Source organism: Methylophilus sp. DMC16 (assembly GCF_056314045.1).
In genome coordinates this window covers 1,703,736-1,719,457 of record NZ_JBQUZC010000001.1, presented here as the reverse complement: position 1 = coordinate 1,719,457, position 15,722 = coordinate 1,703,736, and the positions used below count along the sequence as shown (strand labels likewise).

The 15,722-nt window shown below is 52.6% G+C and carries 17 protein-coding genes; 16 read left to right on the top strand and 1 reads right to left on the bottom strand.

Annotation, left to right across the window (positions count from 1 at the left end):
- The first annotated feature begins 224 nt into the window (after positions 1 to 224).
- The 14 genes from ispD (at position 225) to ACT53D_RS08020 (ending at position 12,845) form a co-directional block, all read left to right on the top strand.
- Positions 225 to 917, top strand: a complete 693-nt coding sequence (ispD, locus tag ACT53D_RS08085; protein ID WP_476155552.1) for a 2-C-methyl-D-erythritol 4-phosphate cytidylyltransferase — start codon at positions 225 to 227, stop codon at positions 915 to 917.
- A gap of 12 nt (positions 918 to 929) precedes the next feature.
- Complete coding sequence (gene ispF / locus ACT53D_RS08080) at positions 930 to 1,412, top strand: 2-C-methyl-D-erythritol 2,4-cyclodiphosphate synthase (protein ID WP_338656771.1); 483 nt, start codon at positions 930 to 932, stop codon at positions 1,410 to 1,412.
- Positions 1,413 to 1,418: 6 nt separating this feature from the next.
- Positions 1,419 to 3,248, top strand: a complete 1,830-nt coding sequence (locus ACT53D_RS08075; RefSeq protein WP_476155550.1) for an ABC transporter ATP-binding protein — start codon at positions 1,419 to 1,421, stop codon at positions 3,246 to 3,248.
- Positions 3,249 to 3,435: 187 nt separating this feature from the next.
- Positions 3,436 to 3,858, top strand: coding sequence for a type II secretion system major pseudopilin GspG (gene gspG, locus ACT53D_RS08070; RefSeq protein ID WP_275357213.1), 423 nt, complete (start codon positions 3,436 to 3,438; stop codon positions 3,856 to 3,858).
- Between the two features lie 5 nt (positions 3,859 to 3,863).
- Positions 3,864 to 5,036 carry a type II secretion system F family protein gene (locus ACT53D_RS08065; protein WP_476155548.1) on the top strand — a complete coding sequence of 391 codons (1,173 nt, stop codon included), beginning with the start codon at positions 3,864 to 3,866 and terminating at the stop codon, positions 5,034 to 5,036.
- Positions 5,033 to 6,745, top strand: coding sequence for a GspE/PulE family protein (locus tag ACT53D_RS08060; protein WP_275357210.1), 1,713 nt, complete (start codon positions 5,033 to 5,035; stop codon positions 6,743 to 6,745). The genes ACT53D_RS08065 and ACT53D_RS08060 overlap by 4 nt, the downstream gene beginning before the upstream one ends.
- Positions 6,726 to 7,568: a hypothetical protein gene (locus tag ACT53D_RS08055; protein WP_338656777.1), complete on the top strand. Its 843-nt coding sequence runs from the start codon at positions 6,726 to 6,728 to the stop codon at positions 7,566 to 7,568. The genes ACT53D_RS08060 and ACT53D_RS08055 overlap by 20 nt, the downstream gene beginning before the upstream one ends.
- A complete protein-coding gene (locus ACT53D_RS08050) occupies positions 7,552 to 8,130 on the top strand; it encodes a hypothetical protein (RefSeq protein ID WP_194747444.1) in 579 nt (192 codons plus the stop codon). Before ACT53D_RS08055 ends, ACT53D_RS08050 begins: the two co-directional genes overlap by 17 nt.
- Positions 8,127 to 8,744, top strand: coding sequence for a hypothetical protein (locus ACT53D_RS08045; RefSeq protein ID WP_476155545.1), 618 nt, complete (start codon positions 8,127 to 8,129; stop codon positions 8,742 to 8,744). Before ACT53D_RS08050 ends, ACT53D_RS08045 begins: the two co-directional genes overlap by 4 nt.
- Positions 8,734 to 9,384, top strand: a complete 651-nt coding sequence (locus ACT53D_RS08040) for a hypothetical protein (RefSeq protein ID WP_476155543.1) — start codon at positions 8,734 to 8,736, stop codon at positions 9,382 to 9,384. Before ACT53D_RS08045 ends, ACT53D_RS08040 begins: the two co-directional genes overlap by 11 nt.
- Positions 9,381 to 11,408, top strand: coding sequence for a secretin N-terminal domain-containing protein (locus ACT53D_RS08035; RefSeq protein ID WP_476155541.1), 2,028 nt, complete (start codon positions 9,381 to 9,383; stop codon positions 11,406 to 11,408). The genes ACT53D_RS08040 and ACT53D_RS08035 overlap by 4 nt, the downstream gene beginning before the upstream one ends.
- Positions 11,408 to 11,914, top strand: a complete 507-nt coding sequence (locus tag ACT53D_RS08030) for a type II secretion system protein (protein ID WP_379076988.1) — start codon at positions 11,408 to 11,410, stop codon at positions 11,912 to 11,914. The genes ACT53D_RS08035 and ACT53D_RS08030 overlap by 1 nt, the downstream gene beginning before the upstream one ends.
- Positions 11,901 to 12,293, top strand: coding sequence for a type II secretion system protein (locus tag ACT53D_RS08025; protein WP_476155539.1), 393 nt, complete (start codon positions 11,901 to 11,903; stop codon positions 12,291 to 12,293). Before ACT53D_RS08030 ends, ACT53D_RS08025 begins: the two co-directional genes overlap by 14 nt.
- A 24-nt stretch (positions 12,294 to 12,317) precedes the next feature.
- Positions 12,318 to 12,845, top strand: coding sequence for a type II secretion system protein (locus ACT53D_RS08020; RefSeq protein ID WP_476155537.1), 528 nt, complete (start codon positions 12,318 to 12,320; stop codon positions 12,843 to 12,845).
- Here the strand turns inward: ACT53D_RS08020 and ACT53D_RS08015 are convergent.
- Entirely contained in the window at positions 12,842 to 13,489 is a 648-nt protein-coding gene (locus ACT53D_RS08015; RefSeq protein ID WP_476155535.1) for a lytic transglycosylase domain-containing protein, read from the bottom strand. The genes ACT53D_RS08020 and ACT53D_RS08015 overlap by 4 nt on opposite strands.
- Before the next feature lie 264 nt (positions 13,490 to 13,753).
- Here ACT53D_RS08015 and epsA point away from each other — a divergent pair, with 264 nt between their 5' ends.
- Together epsA and ACT53D_RS08005 are read left to right on the top strand one after the other, a co-directional pair.
- A complete protein-coding gene (gene epsA / locus ACT53D_RS08010) occupies positions 13,754 to 14,587 on the top strand; it encodes an XrtB/PEP-CTERM-associated transcriptional regulator EpsA (RefSeq protein ID WP_194747429.1) in 834 nt (277 codons plus the stop codon).
- 265 nt (positions 14,588 to 14,852) lie between these two features.
- Positions 14,853 to 15,647 carry a PEP-CTERM sorting domain-containing protein gene (locus tag ACT53D_RS08005; protein WP_476155533.1) on the top strand — a complete coding sequence of 265 codons (795 nt, stop codon included), beginning with the start codon at positions 14,853 to 14,855 and terminating at the stop codon, positions 15,645 to 15,647.
- The last annotated feature ends 75 nt before the right edge of the window (positions 15,648 to 15,722 follow it).

Sequence of the window (15,722 nt, the reverse complement as noted above, 5' to 3'; positions counted from 1 at the left end):
ATAGACTGCCATGAAAACTTAAGCGCTGCACTGCAGCGTAAAATATAATTGACACCGCTCAAGCGGTTGTTGATCTGTTGCTTCTCCCTCTTTTACACACATCTTAAAAAATACACAGGCGTATGTCATTGACCCAAGTGGGCTATCAAGAAATCTCAGCAAGAGTTTCAGCGGAATAGACGTGTGAGCATAAAGCCTTAAAAGAGACATGTTAAAATGACACGATGTCTCAATACCATGTCTTAATCCCCAGTGCTGGTCGTGGTTCGCGTATGCAATCATCACGACCGAAACAGTATTTACCATTGAATGGTGAGCCGCTGTTGAAGCATGTAATCCAGACATTTGAGTCGTTTGCAGCCATCGGTAGCATTTCGGTGGTTATCGCAGAGGATGATCAGGACTGGCAACCCGCTTTACTTGCGGGATGCCAGAAAACACGCGTGCTGCTGTGTGGTGGAGCGACCCGCGCTGAAAGTGTGCTAAACGGATTGCGTGCCCTGAATACTCAAGTTCAGGCGCGAGACTGGATTCTGGTGCATGATGCCGCGCGGCCTGGCATAGATCATGAGATGCTATTACGGTTAATAGACAGCGTAGGTGATGAGGATACGGGAGCGATTCTGGCTTTGCCGCTGGCCGATACGCTAAAGCGTGCCGGGACGCAGACCACGATTGCAGAGACCATCCCGCGTAATCATTTATGGCAGGCTCAAACGCCACAAATGTTCAGATATGCGGATTTGCAATCTGCGCTCAGTCACTCGATCGAAAAACAACCTACCGATGAAGCGCAAGCCATGGAGTGGATGGGACATCACCCAAAACTAGTCCAAGGTAGCCTTAAAAACATGAAAGTCACTTATCCTGACGACCTGCAAGTGGTTGCTGCGTTGATGCAGATGAGCCAGTCATAGAAAGCAAAAAGTATGATTCCTGTGAGAGTTGGGCACGGTTTTGACGTGCACGCCCTGGTAACCGGGCGGGATTGCATTATCGGTGGCGTGAATATCCCGCACAGTCATGGACTGGATGGGCATTCGGATGCAGATGTCCTGTTACACGCTATTTGTGATGCCTTGTTAGGGGCTGTCGCGTTGGGAGATATCGGTAAGCATTTTCCACCAACAGATATGCGCTTTAAAGGCATAGATTCACGCGAGCTTCTGCGGCATGTGGTGCGCTTGCTGCATGACAAGGGTTATCTGGTTGGTAACATTGATGCCACGGTGATATGTGAGGCGCCACGATTGGGCAAGCATACTTCGCAGATGTGTATGAATATTGCCAGTGATTGCGATGTGGCGATTGAACAGGTCAACGTCAAAGCGACGACGACTGAAAAGCTGGGCTTCACTGGCCGCAGTGAAGGTATTGCGGCAGAAGCCGTTTGTACTGTGTATTCCAAGTAGTTGATGATGCGATTGTTTAGCCGTTTTGAAGCACTGGTTTCGCCGTTTCCTGCCGAAATCCTGACGCGTTTACCTACCCGTTTCTGGCCTTTTATGTGGGCCTGTTCGTATGGGATGCGCCGTTATATTTTAATCATGACGTTGCTGACAGCCTGTATCGGCTCGTTTGAGGCTTTGCTGTTTGCCTTGATGGGCAAGGTGGTCGATAAGTTGACAGCCATCCAACCGTCACAATTATGGACGACGCATCAATCTACATTATGGCTGGTGGCGGCGGTATTGGTTGGCAGTACCGTGGTCATTCTGTTCCAGACCTTACTCAAGCATCAGACATTGGCCGGTAACTTCCCAATGCGTTTGCGCTGGCAGTTTCATCAGCATATGCTTAATCAAAGCATGGGGTTTTATCAGGACGAGTTTGCTGGCCGCGTGTCGGCGAAAGTGATGCAGACTGCATTGGCTGTGCGCGAGGTGTGGTTTATTCTGGCCGATATCATGGTGTATGTGTTGCTGTATTTCACTACCATCGTCACGGTGGTGGGCAGCTTTCATCCTTGGATGGTTTTGCCGTTTTTAGGCTGGTTAAGCTTGTATGCCTGCGCGCTGGTTTATTTTATTCCGCGTTTAGCCAAAGTCTCGCAGCATCAGGCAGATGCGCGTTCTCTGATGACCGGCCGGATTACGGATGCCTATACCAATATTTCCACGGTTAAACTGTTTTCGCATGCCGGGCGCGAGGCCAGCTATGCGCAATCGGCCATGCAAGAGTTTTTGGATACCGTGCATGGGCAAATGCGCATGGTAAGCTGTGTCGAGAGTATCAATCACTTTTTAAATATGTGTTTGATCATTGCCAGTGGCAGCATGGTGCTATGGCTGTGGTCACAGGGCCTGGTCGCTGCCGGTGCGGTTGCGGCCGTAATGGCGATGAGCTTGCGCTTAAATGGCATTTCACATTGGGTCATGTGGGAGCTGACCTCGTTGTACGAGCAAATTGGCACCGTACAAGATGGCATGAATACGTTGTCGATTGAAAACCGCGTGCTCGATCAGCCAGATGCCGTCGCGTTAAACGTCCCTAAGGGTGAAGTCGTATTTGAGAAAGTGGAGTTTGCTTATGACAAGCAACCACCGCTCTTGAAGCAGTTTGATTTGCATATCCGCCCCGGAGAGCGTGTCGGCCTGGTCGGCCGCTCTGGCGCGGGCAAGTCTAGCATCGTCAATTTGCTGATGCGGTTTTATGACATTCAAGCCGGGCATATTCGTATCGATGGGCAATCGATCGCCTCAGTGAAACAAGACTCCTTGCGGCAACAGATTGGCATGGTGACCCAGGATACTTCTCTATTACACCGCTCCGTCAGGGAAAATATTTTATATGGCCGCCCAGATGCAAGCGATGAAGAGATGATAGTGGCTGCCAAGCGGGCCGAGGCACATGAATTTATCCTCACCTTGCGCGACGCCAAAGGCCGTACCGGCTATGACGCCCATGTCGGTGAGCGCGGGGTTAAGCTGTCCGGTGGCCAGCGGCAGCGCATTGCCATTGCCCGTGTCATGCTGAAAAATGCACCCATTCTGGTGCTGGATGAGGCCACCAGTGCCCTGGATTCTGAAGTCGAGGTCGCTATTCAACATCATTTGTCGCAGTTGATGGAAGGTAAAACCGTCATTGCGATTGCACACCGCTTGTCCACCATTGCAGCCATGGACCGCTTGATTGTGCTGGATCAGGGGCGGGTGGTCGAAACCGGCACCCATCAGGCCTTGTTGGCGCAAGATGGGATTTACGCCAAATTATGGACGCATCAGAGTGGTGGCTTTCTGGGCGAATAGCCCGTGCAATTCCCAGACGGTTCCTTTTCTAATATCACGTTTCAATCATCAGGCCATTCGGCCTGATTTTTTTATGGCTGTGCTTGGCATCGCCTCTGTTCAATTGTGACAGTCTGTCATATTACCGCCACTTTTCTGCAATCTAATCTGCTTAGTATTGTCATCAAATTTTCATGGAGTATTTTCGATGGCTAGTCTTGCTGTCCGTTGTAATCGCGGGTTTACCTTGCTGGAATTATTGGTGGTGATGGTCATTATCGGCCTGTTGGCCGGCTATGTCGGCCCCAAATATTTCCAGCAGATTGGCAAGTCAGAAGTCAAAACGGCCAAAGCGCAGATCGCCGCGCTGGAGCAGGCTCTGGATCAGTTCCGCCTGGATGTCGGGCATTATCCGAGTACCGAACAAGGCTTGACGGCCCTGATGAATAACCCAGATAACCAGCCAAACTGGGCCGGCCCTTATTTGAAAAAAGAAGTGCCCAACGACCCTTGGGGCAAGCCTTACCAATACCGTATGCCCGGCCAGCACGGCGAGTATGATCTCTACAGCCTGGGTAAGGATGGCCAGGTCGGTGGCAGTGACGAAGCGCAGGATATCAGCAACTGGTAAATGCCATGCACTATCAGGCAAAAGTGTTGAATGGCAGCACCCTGACCATGGTGGAGCTGCAAGCCGATGATGAGCAGGATGCTTACGCCCAGTTAAAGGCGAAAGGCTTGTTGCTGGTCTCGCTGCAGGCACAAAGGCAGGGCAAAATAGCCAAGCGCCAGGCGTTTCCGTTGGCTTTGTTCAGCCAGGAGTTACTGGCCTTGCTCGATTCCGGCTTGAACCTCGTCGAAGCAATTGATGCACTGGCCTTGCGTCAGGATCACACGCGTGGTGTTTTGCAAGGCATCTTGCAATCACTACAGCAGGGTAAGTCGTTTTCTGCGGCCCTAGAGCGGCAGTCTGCGGTATTTCCGCCCCTCTACATCGCCACGGTGAAAGCCGCCGAGCGCACGGGCGACCTGGGCAATGCCTTGTCTCGCTATATCGCTTATGACAATCAGGTGTCATTACTCAAAAAGAAAATCGTCAGCGCGTCAATTTACCCGCTGCTGCTCATCGTGGTTGGCGGCTTGGTCATTGCGTTTTTGATGGGCTTTGTCGTGCCTAAATTCAGCAGCGTCTACGAAGGCACGGGGGCAGACTTGCCCTGGATGTCACAGCTGATGCTGCAATGGGGCAGCCTGATTGCCCAGCATGGTGAGCTCATGTTGACGCTACTGGTCAGTGTATTGGTCATGCTGGTCCTGTTATTGAAACATCCAGCCATGCGGCAGTGGATGTTACGCACCTTGTGGCGTATTCCTGCCATCGGTGAAAAGCTGCAACTCTATCAATTGGCACGCTTTTACCGCACGCTGGGGATGTTACTGGCGGGGGGGACCCCAGTGATGGTGGCGCTCGACTCGCTGGAGGGATTGCTGGATAGCAGTCTTGCGTTGAGTCTCAAGCAGGCACAAACCATGATTAGCCAGGGGCAACCCCTGTCACAGGCCTTCCAGGTCAACGGCATGACGACGCCGATTGGCGAGCGCATGTTGCTGGTGGGCGAGCGCGGGGGTAATGTGGCACAAATGATGGACCGCATCGCCAGCTTTTATGATGAAGAGTTGGCACGCTGGATAGACTGGTTTACCCGGCTGTTTGAGCCCTTGCTCATGCTGTTTATTGGCCTGGTGATCGGCGTGGTGGTGCTGTTGCTGTATATGCCCATTTTTGAACTGGCAGGACAAATTCAATGAACCAGCCTCTCCCCAATCAGCACGTGCCTGCTGAGCCACTACAGTCGCTCTCTGCAGAACTATTATCGCAAGCACAAACGCAGGCCTTGCAACAGCAACGGCGCGTGATCGAGGTGCTCGAAGACCTGCTCCCGGTGGACACTGAAATTCTGGTGAGCCAACTGGCTGACTTGCTGCATTACCCGGTCGCCACCATGCGCGATATGCGCGAGTGGCAGGTAGCTTTTGAAGTCATCAGTTATAACGAAGCGCAGCAAAAAGAGTGTCTGGCGTTTTATGACGCGCAAAAAACACTCATTCTCGTGTTTGCTGACCCGTTTAACCGCCAATTGCCGTTGTGGGTACAGCATGCCGTAAAACAGCCGTTTGTCTGGCAGTTGGCACATCGGCTGGAGATTAGCGCCTACCTCGCCGGTGAAGAAGAAACCATGCGTGCCATGGATGGCGTAGGTTTGCCCAGTGAGCAAATGCAAGAAGGCGAGGACGAGCTGGTCATGCAGCTCTCGCTCAAGTCCATTCACGAAGATGCCAACCCCATCGTCAAGCTGATTAACTCCACCTTATACGATGCCCTCAAAACAGGCGCCAGCGATATCCACCTCGAAACGCATGCAGGCGGTCTGGCCGTGAAATACCGGATTGACGGGGTGATGGCCAGCATCGCCAATAGCCCCGGTCTGGACAGTGCCGAGCAGGCCATTTCGCGGATCAAGGTCATGGCGCAACTCGATATTGCCGAACGCCGGATTCCGCAAGATGGCCGCTTTAAAGTGCATGCCATGGGCCGCCTGATTGATTTCCGTGTCTCTATCATGCCCAGTGCGTTTGGCGAGGATGCCGTACTGCGGGTGCTGGACCGAAAGGCCTTGACCGAGCAGGCGCAAGGCTTGAGTTTGAAAGCGCTGGGCTTTGATGCCGATGTGATTGCCAGATTCCGCAAATTAGCCAGCGAGCCGTATGGCATGGTGCTGGTCACTGGCCCGACCGGCAGTGGTAAAACCACCTCTTTATATGCCGCCATCTCAGAGGTGAATACGGGGTTTGACAAGATCATCACCATTGAAGACCCGGTTGAGTACCAGTTACCTGGCGTGCTGCAAATCCCGGTCAATGAGAAAAAAGGCCTGACCTTTGCGCGTGGCCTGCGGTCAATTCTGCGGCATGACCCGGACAAGATTATGGTGGGTGAAATCCGCGATGCCGAGACTGCACAAATTGCCGTGCAAGCGGCGCTGACTGGCCATCTGGTGTTTTCTACCGTGCATGCCAACAGTGTGCTCGATGTCATCGGCCGTTTCATGCATATGGGCGTAGACCCTTACCATTTTGTGTCAGCAGTGAATGGCATTATTGCCCAGCGCCTGGTGCGCGCCTTGTGTCCGCATTGTGCCGAGCCGTTTGTGCCGGATGCTGACTTGCTCAGTGCCTCTGGCTTAAGCGCTGAGCAGGCCGCCAGCATGCAGTTTATGCATGCCCAGGGCTGTGGCCATTGCCGCGGCACGGGTTACAAAGGCCGTAAAGCGGTGGCCGAAATACTGGTGCTTAATGACGAGTTGCGCGAGATGATTATTGCCCGCCAGCCGATCCGCCAGTTGAAAGAGGCGGCTGCCAGAAATGGCATGCGTACCATCCGCGAGGCGGCGATCAGCGCCGTGGCTGAAGGCATGACCAGTTTGCAGGAGGTTAACCGTGTCACGTTTGTTGCCTGAGTTCAGCGTACTTGGCCTGACGCGGATCCTGGTGTTGTCTGACCAGTTGCAGGCCGAACATATTCCGGCGGGCTTTGCTTCGTCCCCTGTCTTTGCGACGACTGCCTGGTCAGGCGCAGATGCGCTTGCGCTGCAGCCAGCATTACAGGCAGTGCTGGCACAGTTGCCAGCCACACGCTGGCAAAAGATAGAACTCTATCTCGCTGACCAGCATGTGCATCTGATGCGCTTGCCTGCCATGACTCAAGGTCTGCAGGCATTTGACTGGAGCGGGCAGGATCAGCAAGCCTATGCGCGCGCCATGCTTATGCAAACTTATGGTGAAGCCGCACGTAGCTGGCCTTTCCGCTTACAGGATGTTTGCCAACCACAAGATAGCCTGCTGGTGGCTATCCCGGTGTTACAGACACTGGATTGGACTGCGTTGTTACGTCCGTATGCCCTGCAATGGCAGGTGCAAGCCTATGCTTGCGCCTTGTGGGCCAACACCCGGCTGCCCAAAACCGGCACCGTGCTAACCGCAGAGCCGCAAATGCTCAGGCTGTTGCAGCTTGAGCAAGGGCGTATTATGCATGTGGCCGGGCTGGCGACCTCTCTGCAGGCAGTGGAAACCATGGCAGACTGGGTGTTGCGTGAGCGTACCTTGCTGGGCGTGCAGGCGTCAGCGTGTTACTGGGTAACCGAGCCCGGCAACCACAGGGCGTTAAATACCGGTCATCGCCTCAAACAAGCTTTGGCGGGCCAGGTCAACTGGCAGCTGTTGCCATCAGCGAGATCACTCACTCAGTTGCGTCAGGAGGTCAGTCATGTGGCCGCAGCCTGAGTATCATATGGATTTTGCGCGCCCGTTATTTGCCTGGCAACGTGTGCGTTGGCCAGGACTGGCGCTGGTGGCAGCATTATTGATGACGGTATGGCTCACCTATGCCGAAGAGGCCGAGCAAACCTCTCACTTGCAGTTACTCACAGCGCGGCAGCAGCAACTGACCGAGCAGCAGTCCGCAATGCAGGGCGCTGCACCGCGTACTGAGCAACACCCACTGAGTCAAGCCAACATCAAGCCGGTAGCGGTATTAAGCCAGCCGCAACAAAAGGCGGCGCAAAAAATTGTGCAGCAACTCAATGTGCGCTGGTTTGACTTGTTGCAGGCGCTAGAAGCGAGCCAGGTCGCCGATATCGCGTTGTTGCAATTGACCCCTGATGCCAATCGCGGCCAATTTGTGTTGTCGGGCGAGGCGAAGAGCTACGCGGCGTTATTGAATTATGTCAGTCATTTGCAAGGCCTGACGACGCTGCATGAGGTGCATTTGCAAAAACACCAGGTCAATGACAGCCATCCGCAGCGCCCGGTCAGCTTCGAAATTCAGGGGGGCTGGCAACCATGAAATCGGCACGTATGTTCTCGGCCCTGACTATGGTCTGGCTGCTACGCCGTGCGGCCTGGTATCTTGGCTGGCTGCCCATGCTGATGAGCGTCTTGTTGCTCATCTTATGGGGCGTGTTGTCGCAGCAGCAGTCTGCCACCACGGCGCAAATTGCCTTGCTCACGCAAGCCATCCAGCAGCTTGAGAGTCAAGCGGTAGCACCTGTGGCCCAGGTCTCAACCGTCATAGTTAAACCGGAGGTGAGCGAAAGTGCGCCGGAATACCTGGCCGCCTTATGGCAGCAATTACCAGAGTTTGCCGACCTGTCGCCACGCATGATGCAAATTGCGCGCCTGGCGCAAAAACGCCAGATGGCCTTGAATGTGGGCGATTACCAGTGGCAACTGCATGCCGCCAGTGACGCCACGCAGGAGATTCAGCAATATGACATGCGCTTCAATATTCAGACCGATTACCTGACTTGCCGGCAGTTTATTGTCGATGTGTTGCGGCAATATCCTGCCATGGCCTTGACTGGCCTCGAGTTGCGCAAAAACGAGACCATGCAGCCGATGCTGGACGCGACGCTGACGTTTTCAGTGTTTATCCGGGGAGGGCGCAAGCATGGCAGTTAGCGCCAAATCCTCGACTTCGCCCGTGATTTGGCTGGCCTTGCTGTTGACGCTGGGCTTGGTCTACTGGCAATGGTCGGCAGCGCCTCAAGCGGAGCTTGATCTGGTTGCGGTCAGACCTGCCAAGAAAACAGCAGTGGCTGAGTCTGTGCCAGTCAGTATCGACCGCAGTGACAGTCGCACGGATACGCATCACCCGTCAGCGCGTGTGGCGAGCAGTCAAACTGCCAGCCCTCAAGACGAAACCGTAGCCATGCCAGAGGCCGCGTATTTTAAGCGCAAATTGCCCGCGGGCAAGCCTGCGCATGTGTTGTTTGCAGCGCATGAGTGGTTACCGCCCCCGGTCAAGCCGCCCCCACCCCCTCCGCCGCAGGCGCCGCCTTTGCCTTATAGCTATGTCGGTAGTCTCAAGGAGATGCCGGGGGGCGACCTGGTGATTTTAATGCAGCAGAAAAAGATGTTGATGCCCAAACTGGGCTCACAGGTCGACACGCAATGGCGCTTGGACCGCGAGGATATGCAGGCGGTGTATTTCACCTACCTGCCATTAAACAAAGGGGTGGTGTTGAGTAAAAGCAAAGCCGCAACCACGCGTCAGGTTGAGCCAGAAAACAATCCAACAGAAGAAATGTTAAACCAATGAATGTTTTGAATCCAAGTCTGCGATCATGGTCAAGCGTGCCACGCAGTTTGTCTTTCGCTGCCTGTACGCTGGTACTGTCATCGTGCGGCCTGTTTCCGCCCAAACTGACGGCGACGACCCCGGAAGGCAAAGTCCAAGAGCTGGCCCAACAGGTGGCAGAACATCCTGCGGATGTGACTTTGCGCAACCGCTGGTTTCGCGAGCGTGAGCTGGCCATCAACGCCTTGCTGGCGGACGCCGCTGCGGCAGATGCCAAAGGCGATATTGCCACAGCCAAGCAAGCTTATGCCCGCATCCTGACGCTGGATCCTTATCAACCTAAAGCGCTGGATTATGCGCGTGCCAGTGATCGTGAAATTGTGCTGCGCAAGCAGTTAGAGCTTGCCAAGCAGCATATCAACCAGCCCAAGCAGGCACTCAAGGAAGTGCGGGATATTTTGTTGGAGCAACCGACCAATAGCGAAGCCCAGGCGCTGGAAAAGCAACTGATTGCCATGGAGCCGCGTGCACGTGCCAGCCTGCCGCAATTGCAAACCGCCATCAACAAACCGGTCACGCTGGAATTGCGGGATGCCAACATCAAGGTAGTGTTTGAGGCATTGTCCAAAGCCACCGGGATTAATTTTGTGCTGGATAAAGACATTAAAGCCGAGACCAAGGCCTCGGTGTTCGTCAAGAAAATGCCAATTGAAGAAGCGGTGGAGATGGTGCTGGCCAGCAACGGCTTGCAGAAAAAAGTGCTGTCCCCCACCAGTGTGTTGGTGTATCCCGCCACCCAGCAAAAAAACAAAGACTATCAGGACCTGTTGATCCGTAACTTTTATTTTGCCAACACCAGTGCCAAGCAGTGCGCGGATATGTTGCGGACGATTTTAAAAATCCGTGATGTGTATGTTGATGAGCGCCTGAACATGCTGGTGTTGCGTGACCGGCCGGAAGTGTTGGCCTTGGCAGAAAAAATGATCAAGGCGCAGGATATTGCCGACCCTGAAGTCATGCTCGAAATCGAGGTGATGGAAGTCACGCGTGGCAAGTTGCAACAACTGGGCATCAGCTATCCCACCTCACTCACGGTGCTCAATAGCCCATTGACGCTGGAAGCGCTCAAGAGCATCAAGTCGAGTGATATTGGCGTCAGCCCTAACCCCGGCGTACAGTTCAAAACCACAGACAGTGATTTGAATCTGTTATCCAACCCGCGTATCCGCGTCAAAAATAACGAAAAAGCCAAGGTGCTGGTGGGTAACAAGGTGCCGGTCATCACCACCAATACCACCGCCAATGTAGGGACTTCCGAGAGTGTGTCCTATGTTGATGTCGGCCTCAAGCTTGAGGTAGAGCCGCGTATCATGCTGGATGATTTTGTCAGCATCAAGGTGAACCTCGAAGTCAGCTCACTGGGGGAGGCTGTGACCTTGAGCAATAATTCCAAGGTTTACAATATTGGTACCCGTAATGCCAGCACCATCCTGCGGCTTAAGCATGGCGAAACGCAGATCCTGGCCGGCTTGATCCAGGATTCCGAGCGCAAGAACGCAACCAAATTACCTGGGCTGGGCGAAATCCCGATCTTGGGCCGCCTGTTCTCCAACAATACCGATGACAAGAGTAAAACAGAAATTGTGCTGGCGATTACGCCCAAGGTTATCAGTAATGTCACTTTGCCAGAAGCCACCTTCTCTGAGTACTGGAGTGGCACCGACAGCGTGATTTCAGACAAACCACTGATGAACAGCACGCCTGTTGCGCCTACCCTCACGCGTAGCCAGCAAATCCGTGAGCTGCAGTTACAGCGGCAAAATGAGTTGAATGAGGGCAGCAACACACCTGCCAATGAGCCCGCCAATGATACGCCTGATGCTGCGCCGCCGCCGGAACCGGCTTTACCTGCGCCAGACACGACACCGGCCAATACAAACGCCGCGCCACAAGCGACGCCCTCAGCGGATGGTCTTTCAAACAATATCAGGGACTTGCCTGAACAGGGCACGACCAGTTTGCCAGCGCCCAAGGAGATCCCCTGATGCGCCAACGCGCGTGCTTGCAGTCTAGTGCTTGCCCAGACTGTGGATTCACGTTGATTGAGCTCATGGTGTCGCTAGCGATTATCGCCATCATGGCCAGCATTGCCACGCCCATGATACAAGTCACCGTGCAGCGGCAAAAAGAACAACAATTGCGTACACATTTGCATGATATCCGCCGCGCGATTGATGCCTATAAAAAGGCGGCGGAGGATGGCCGTGTGAAAAAAAATTCAGATGCCAGCGGTTACCCGCCCAACTTGCAAGTGTTGGTCGAGGGCGTCGACGATCTTAAAGACCCCAAGCATAAAAAATTACGTTTTTTAAGGCGCATCCCTTTTGATCCCATGCTCAACAAGCGCGACGACACAGCACCAGTGGCGGCTTGGGGCTTGCGTAGTTATGACAGTCCACCCGACCAGCCGCGCTATAACCAGGATGTCTATGATGTGTATTCACTGAGCCCGCGCATCGGCCTGAATGGAGTTCCCTATGCGCAGTGGTAATCGTTGGCGGCGGTGGCGTGGCTTCACGCTGGTGGAGTTATTGGTGGTGCTGTCGATTTTAGCCTTGTTACTGTCGCTGGCACTACCGCGCTATTTTTCTGGCGTACAACGCGCCAAAGAGCAGGCGCTCAAACAACAGTTAATTACCACGCGCAAGGCGCTGGATGAGTTTTATGCCGATCAGGGGCAATACCCGGAAAGCCTGCAGGAGCTAGTGGATAAGCGCTATCTGGACAAATTACCTTGGGACCCTATCTCGGAGCATAACGATGCCTGGGTAATTACACCGCCAGAGCTGCCTTTGCTGGGTGGCGTTTATACCTTGCATAGCAGTGCGACCGGCCAGGCTTCGGATGGCAGCGCCTATACGGACTGGTAATGGGCCAGGGCTATGTCGCTTGATATGAGGCCTGTTAAACCAGCAGTCACCTATCCGCGTGGCAGCGTATTCCTGCGCGGCTTTTCGTATTTAGGCATCATGGTCACCCTGGCGATTGCCGCCATTGCCATGCAGGGCGCGGCCAGCCTTTGGCAGCAACAGTCCCAGCGTAGTAATGAGGCGCTCTTGCTTGAGGTGGGAGAGGCTTACCGGCTGGCAATTGGCCGCTATTATGAATCTACGCCGCAAGCCGTTAAACAATACCCGGCGAGTCTGGAAGAGCTGTTAGAAGACAAACGGTTTCCTGTGCCTAAAAGACATCTGCGCAAAGTGTACGCAGACCCCTTTGCGGTCAAGCAGGGCATGCGCCTTATCCTCAAGGACGGGCGCATCATCGGCGTTTACAGTCCGTCTACGCTTGTGCCCATTCGTCGCAATGGTTTTCAGGATGCGCAGGCCGACTTTCAGGCGGCCAAGCATTACAGTGACTGGAAGTTTGTATATGAGCCGAATAGTCTGGCCAGTTTGGAAGAGGCCTGGGCCAACCGCTAATGCAGCGGCTGGATGAGTTTGGACTTAAATACCTGATAGTAGCGCAATACTTTAGGCACATATTGCTGTGTCTCTGCATAAGGCGGCACCGTCCGCTGATGCGATTTGACCGCTTGCGGCCCGGCATTGTAAGCCGCTAGCGCCAGCACCACATCGCCTTCAAACAAGTCCATGAGCTGCTTTAAATAGCGGGATCCCCACAAGATTTGCTGCGAGGCTGACCAGGCACGCACCGGGGTAGGGGTCAGCGTTTTGGCAGTGGCCGGCATCACCTGCATCAAGCCATAAGCGCCTTTGGGCGAAGTGGCTTTGGCATTGTAGCCAGACTCGGTAGCAATCACGGCATGAATCAGTGCGGGCTCCAGTTGTGTGACTTGTGCCGCCGCTTGTACTTCTGCCTGATAGGGTAATTGCGCTGTCGACCAACGAGACCCCGTCAAGGTTTTGCGCCCGTCGTCTGCAATTACTGGCTCGGTTTCTGTGTCCGTCCCCCCGGTATTGCTGATCACAATTTCTGTGTCATCAGAAGGGTCCAGAACAATTTGTCCGGCCAGATGTTCAATCGCGTCAGCCGCGTGTGCTGGAATGCACACCAGTAAGGTGAGCACAAAAAATACACGCAATTTGACTACGAGGTTTGGCATCTCTCAATAGTCTCATGCGCAAGTGACATTCTTAAGACACGTAGACTGGTTATATTGTTAATGAGCGCTCAGTGCGTGAATGCTTCTATCACCATTGCTGTTGCTTGATGACTGCTTTGTCTGATGAATTTTTCTCTTCGTAAAGAATAGTCCGCGTATTAATCCGTTGTCATTAATTCATCAACAAACTGACGCTGTGCAATCATTTTTTTGTCACAAATTTTGAGCACACTTGCTGCACATTTATATCAATGTGCACAACACATGGACACCATAATCACAGGGAACGATCAGGCCAATGATCAATGGACGTTGGCACTGAATGAGGAACAACGCACGCTATTTATGGAGGTGATCGAGGAATCACTTCGTCTGCAAAATCGTGCACATTTATTTAACTGGTTGCAGCGTGGTTTTCAATATTTGCTTGCCCACGAAGTGGTGATTATCGCTGTGCGTGGCATGGAGCGTGCCAGTTACGATTACGAGTATCTGACCTCTAGTCGTTATTTCGGTGATGCGCAGTTCGATCTGGTGTTGCACGAACAAGACGGTCTTGTTAATCAGGCTTTTATGCAGTGGGGAAAACTTGGTACCCCTCTGTTCTATACCACCGAACACGCATCACAGGTTCATAGTCATTATGCAATAGAACAAATTGCTGCCGAGCCTATGCTAGCTTCTGAGCTTAAACGGTTCGTGGTGCATGGATTTGGCAATGAGCATAGCCGAATTGCCACCATGGTGATGTTTGGCCGCTTGAGCTCCCCATCCAATGCACGTACTGCACACCTGCTTGAGTTGTTGATGCCACACCTACATTGTGCGATTGTTAAAGTCACCTCTAACAAATGTCCATCTGTTTTATCAACCGCAACCAAAAACGGTCGGGTCAAGCCGTTAAGCAAGCGCGAGGTCGAAGTGCTTGAGTGGTTGCTGGTCGGAAAAACCAATTGGGAAATTGGCAATATTATGCAAGTCAGCCCGCTCACAATCAAAAACCATGTTCAGAACATCTTACGTAAGCTGGATGTTGAAAATCGTAGTCAGGCTGCGAGCAAGGCGCTAAAACTAGGGTTAATTCATAGAAAGCAGTAAACCTGCTGTCGTTTATTTTGTACCGTCTTCAAGCCAATATAGTCCGATAGGACTAGTCTTTGTTGAATGGATGTCATCTCCTCTCCTTACACTCTGCTGGATTCATCGACTGGCAAATTATTTTGTTTTGAACTAGTCCATGTGGACTAACTGCAAATCATATGTATGACATGCCAGCCTGACAATATTTCTGATGTTGTGTTTTAAATCGCCATCTTGATGGTCTGTTCTTTCAGCTGTTTTTAATAATTCTTAGGAGAGGTTTATGAAATTTCAATATAAAGCATTGGTAGCCGCGTTGGCGTTGTCTGCTGCATCATTGTCTGCACAAGCTAAAATGGATTTGGGTTCTACTGGTAATGGCAGCTTTGTACTGTCTATTTGGAATGCAGATATTGGCTCAGCTACTTTTGATCTGGGCTTTAACTACAACTCATTCGCCAGCTTAGTCAATCAAGGTTCATTTAACATTGCTGCTGGTAGCTATGCTGATGCATGGAGCTTCATTTCAGGTTCTTCCAGCAAGCCTACTTACTGGGCCGTTTTTGCAGGCGATAGCCTAGGTACTGCTAGAACTGCAGATGCTTATGGCTACTACACTACAGCTAATAGTACAGATGGTATGTCACAGATCGCTAGCGCAGGGGCCGTTAGCACTGTAGTGAACAAAATGGATGTATACATTAATGCGAACAACAGCATTAGCTCAGGCAATCATGGCTCCGAGACCAATGGTGCAAGTACTGCTACTTTAACTGAAACGGCAGGTGCTGGTAGCGCAAATGCTTATGGCACTGGTAAACCTGGCAGCGCTGGTCCTATTGCTAGAGCTGAAATTGGCCAAAGTATTGAAATGTTGCATGTTTTGTCTAAAGGTTCTAAAACACCAACTGCCGAGTTTGTGGCAAATGCTGCAGGTACCAACTATACATTCAAACTTTCATCCGCTGGTTTGTTGACTGTTGGTGCTGTAACTGCGGTGCCAGAAGCTGACAGCTATGCCATGTTGCTTGCTGGTCTGGGTGTGATCGGTTTGGTCGCGCGTCGTCGCAAGGCTTAATAATTCATCACTATTATATTTAAGCCATGAATAACGGTCAGCCAAAAGCTGACCGCCAATCAAACTTTAATTTAA

Coding starts and splice junctions, on each gene's coding strand:
- ACT53D_RS08025 (WP_476155539.1), top strand. CDS start 11,901: ATGCGCAGTGGTAATCGTTGGCGGCGGTGGCGTGGCTTCACGCTGGTG.
- epsA (WP_194747429.1), top strand. CDS start 13,754: ATGGACACCATAATCACAGGGAACGATCAGGCCAATGATCAATGGACG.
- ACT53D_RS08040 (WP_476155543.1), top strand. CDS start 8,734: ATGGCAGTTAGCGCCAAATCCTCGACTTCGCCCGTGATTTGGCTGGCC.
- ispF (WP_338656771.1), top strand. CDS start 930: ATGATTCCTGTGAGAGTTGGGCACGGTTTTGACGTGCACGCCCTGGTA.
- ACT53D_RS08075 (WP_476155550.1), top strand. CDS start 1,419: ATGCGATTGTTTAGCCGTTTTGAAGCACTGGTTTCGCCGTTTCCTGCC.
- ACT53D_RS08020 (WP_476155537.1), top strand. CDS start 12,318: ATGAGGCCTGTTAAACCAGCAGTCACCTATCCGCGTGGCAGCGTATTC.
- ACT53D_RS08035 (WP_476155541.1), top strand. CDS start 9,381: ATGAATGTTTTGAATCCAAGTCTGCGATCATGGTCAAGCGTGCCACGC.
- gspG (WP_275357213.1), top strand. CDS start 3,436: ATGGCTAGTCTTGCTGTCCGTTGTAATCGCGGGTTTACCTTGCTGGAA.
- ACT53D_RS08060 (WP_275357210.1), top strand. CDS start 5,033: ATGAACCAGCCTCTCCCCAATCAGCACGTGCCTGCTGAGCCACTACAG.
- ACT53D_RS08005 (WP_476155533.1), top strand. CDS start 14,853: ATGAAATTTCAATATAAAGCATTGGTAGCCGCGTTGGCGTTGTCTGCT.
- ACT53D_RS08030 (WP_379076988.1), top strand. CDS start 11,408: ATGCGCCAACGCGCGTGCTTGCAGTCTAGTGCTTGCCCAGACTGTGGA.
- ispD (WP_476155552.1), top strand. CDS start 225: ATGTCTCAATACCATGTCTTAATCCCCAGTGCTGGTCGTGGTTCGCGT.
- ACT53D_RS08065 (WP_476155548.1), top strand. CDS start 3,864: ATGCACTATCAGGCAAAAGTGTTGAATGGCAGCACCCTGACCATGGTG.
- ACT53D_RS08050 (WP_194747444.1), top strand. CDS start 7,552: ATGTGGCCGCAGCCTGAGTATCATATGGATTTTGCGCGCCCGTTATTT.
- ACT53D_RS08015 (WP_476155535.1), bottom strand. CDS start 13,489: ATGCCAAACCTCGTAGTCAAATTGCGTGTATTTTTTGTGCTCACCTTA.
- ACT53D_RS08045 (WP_476155545.1), top strand. CDS start 8,127: ATGAAATCGGCACGTATGTTCTCGGCCCTGACTATGGTCTGGCTGCTA.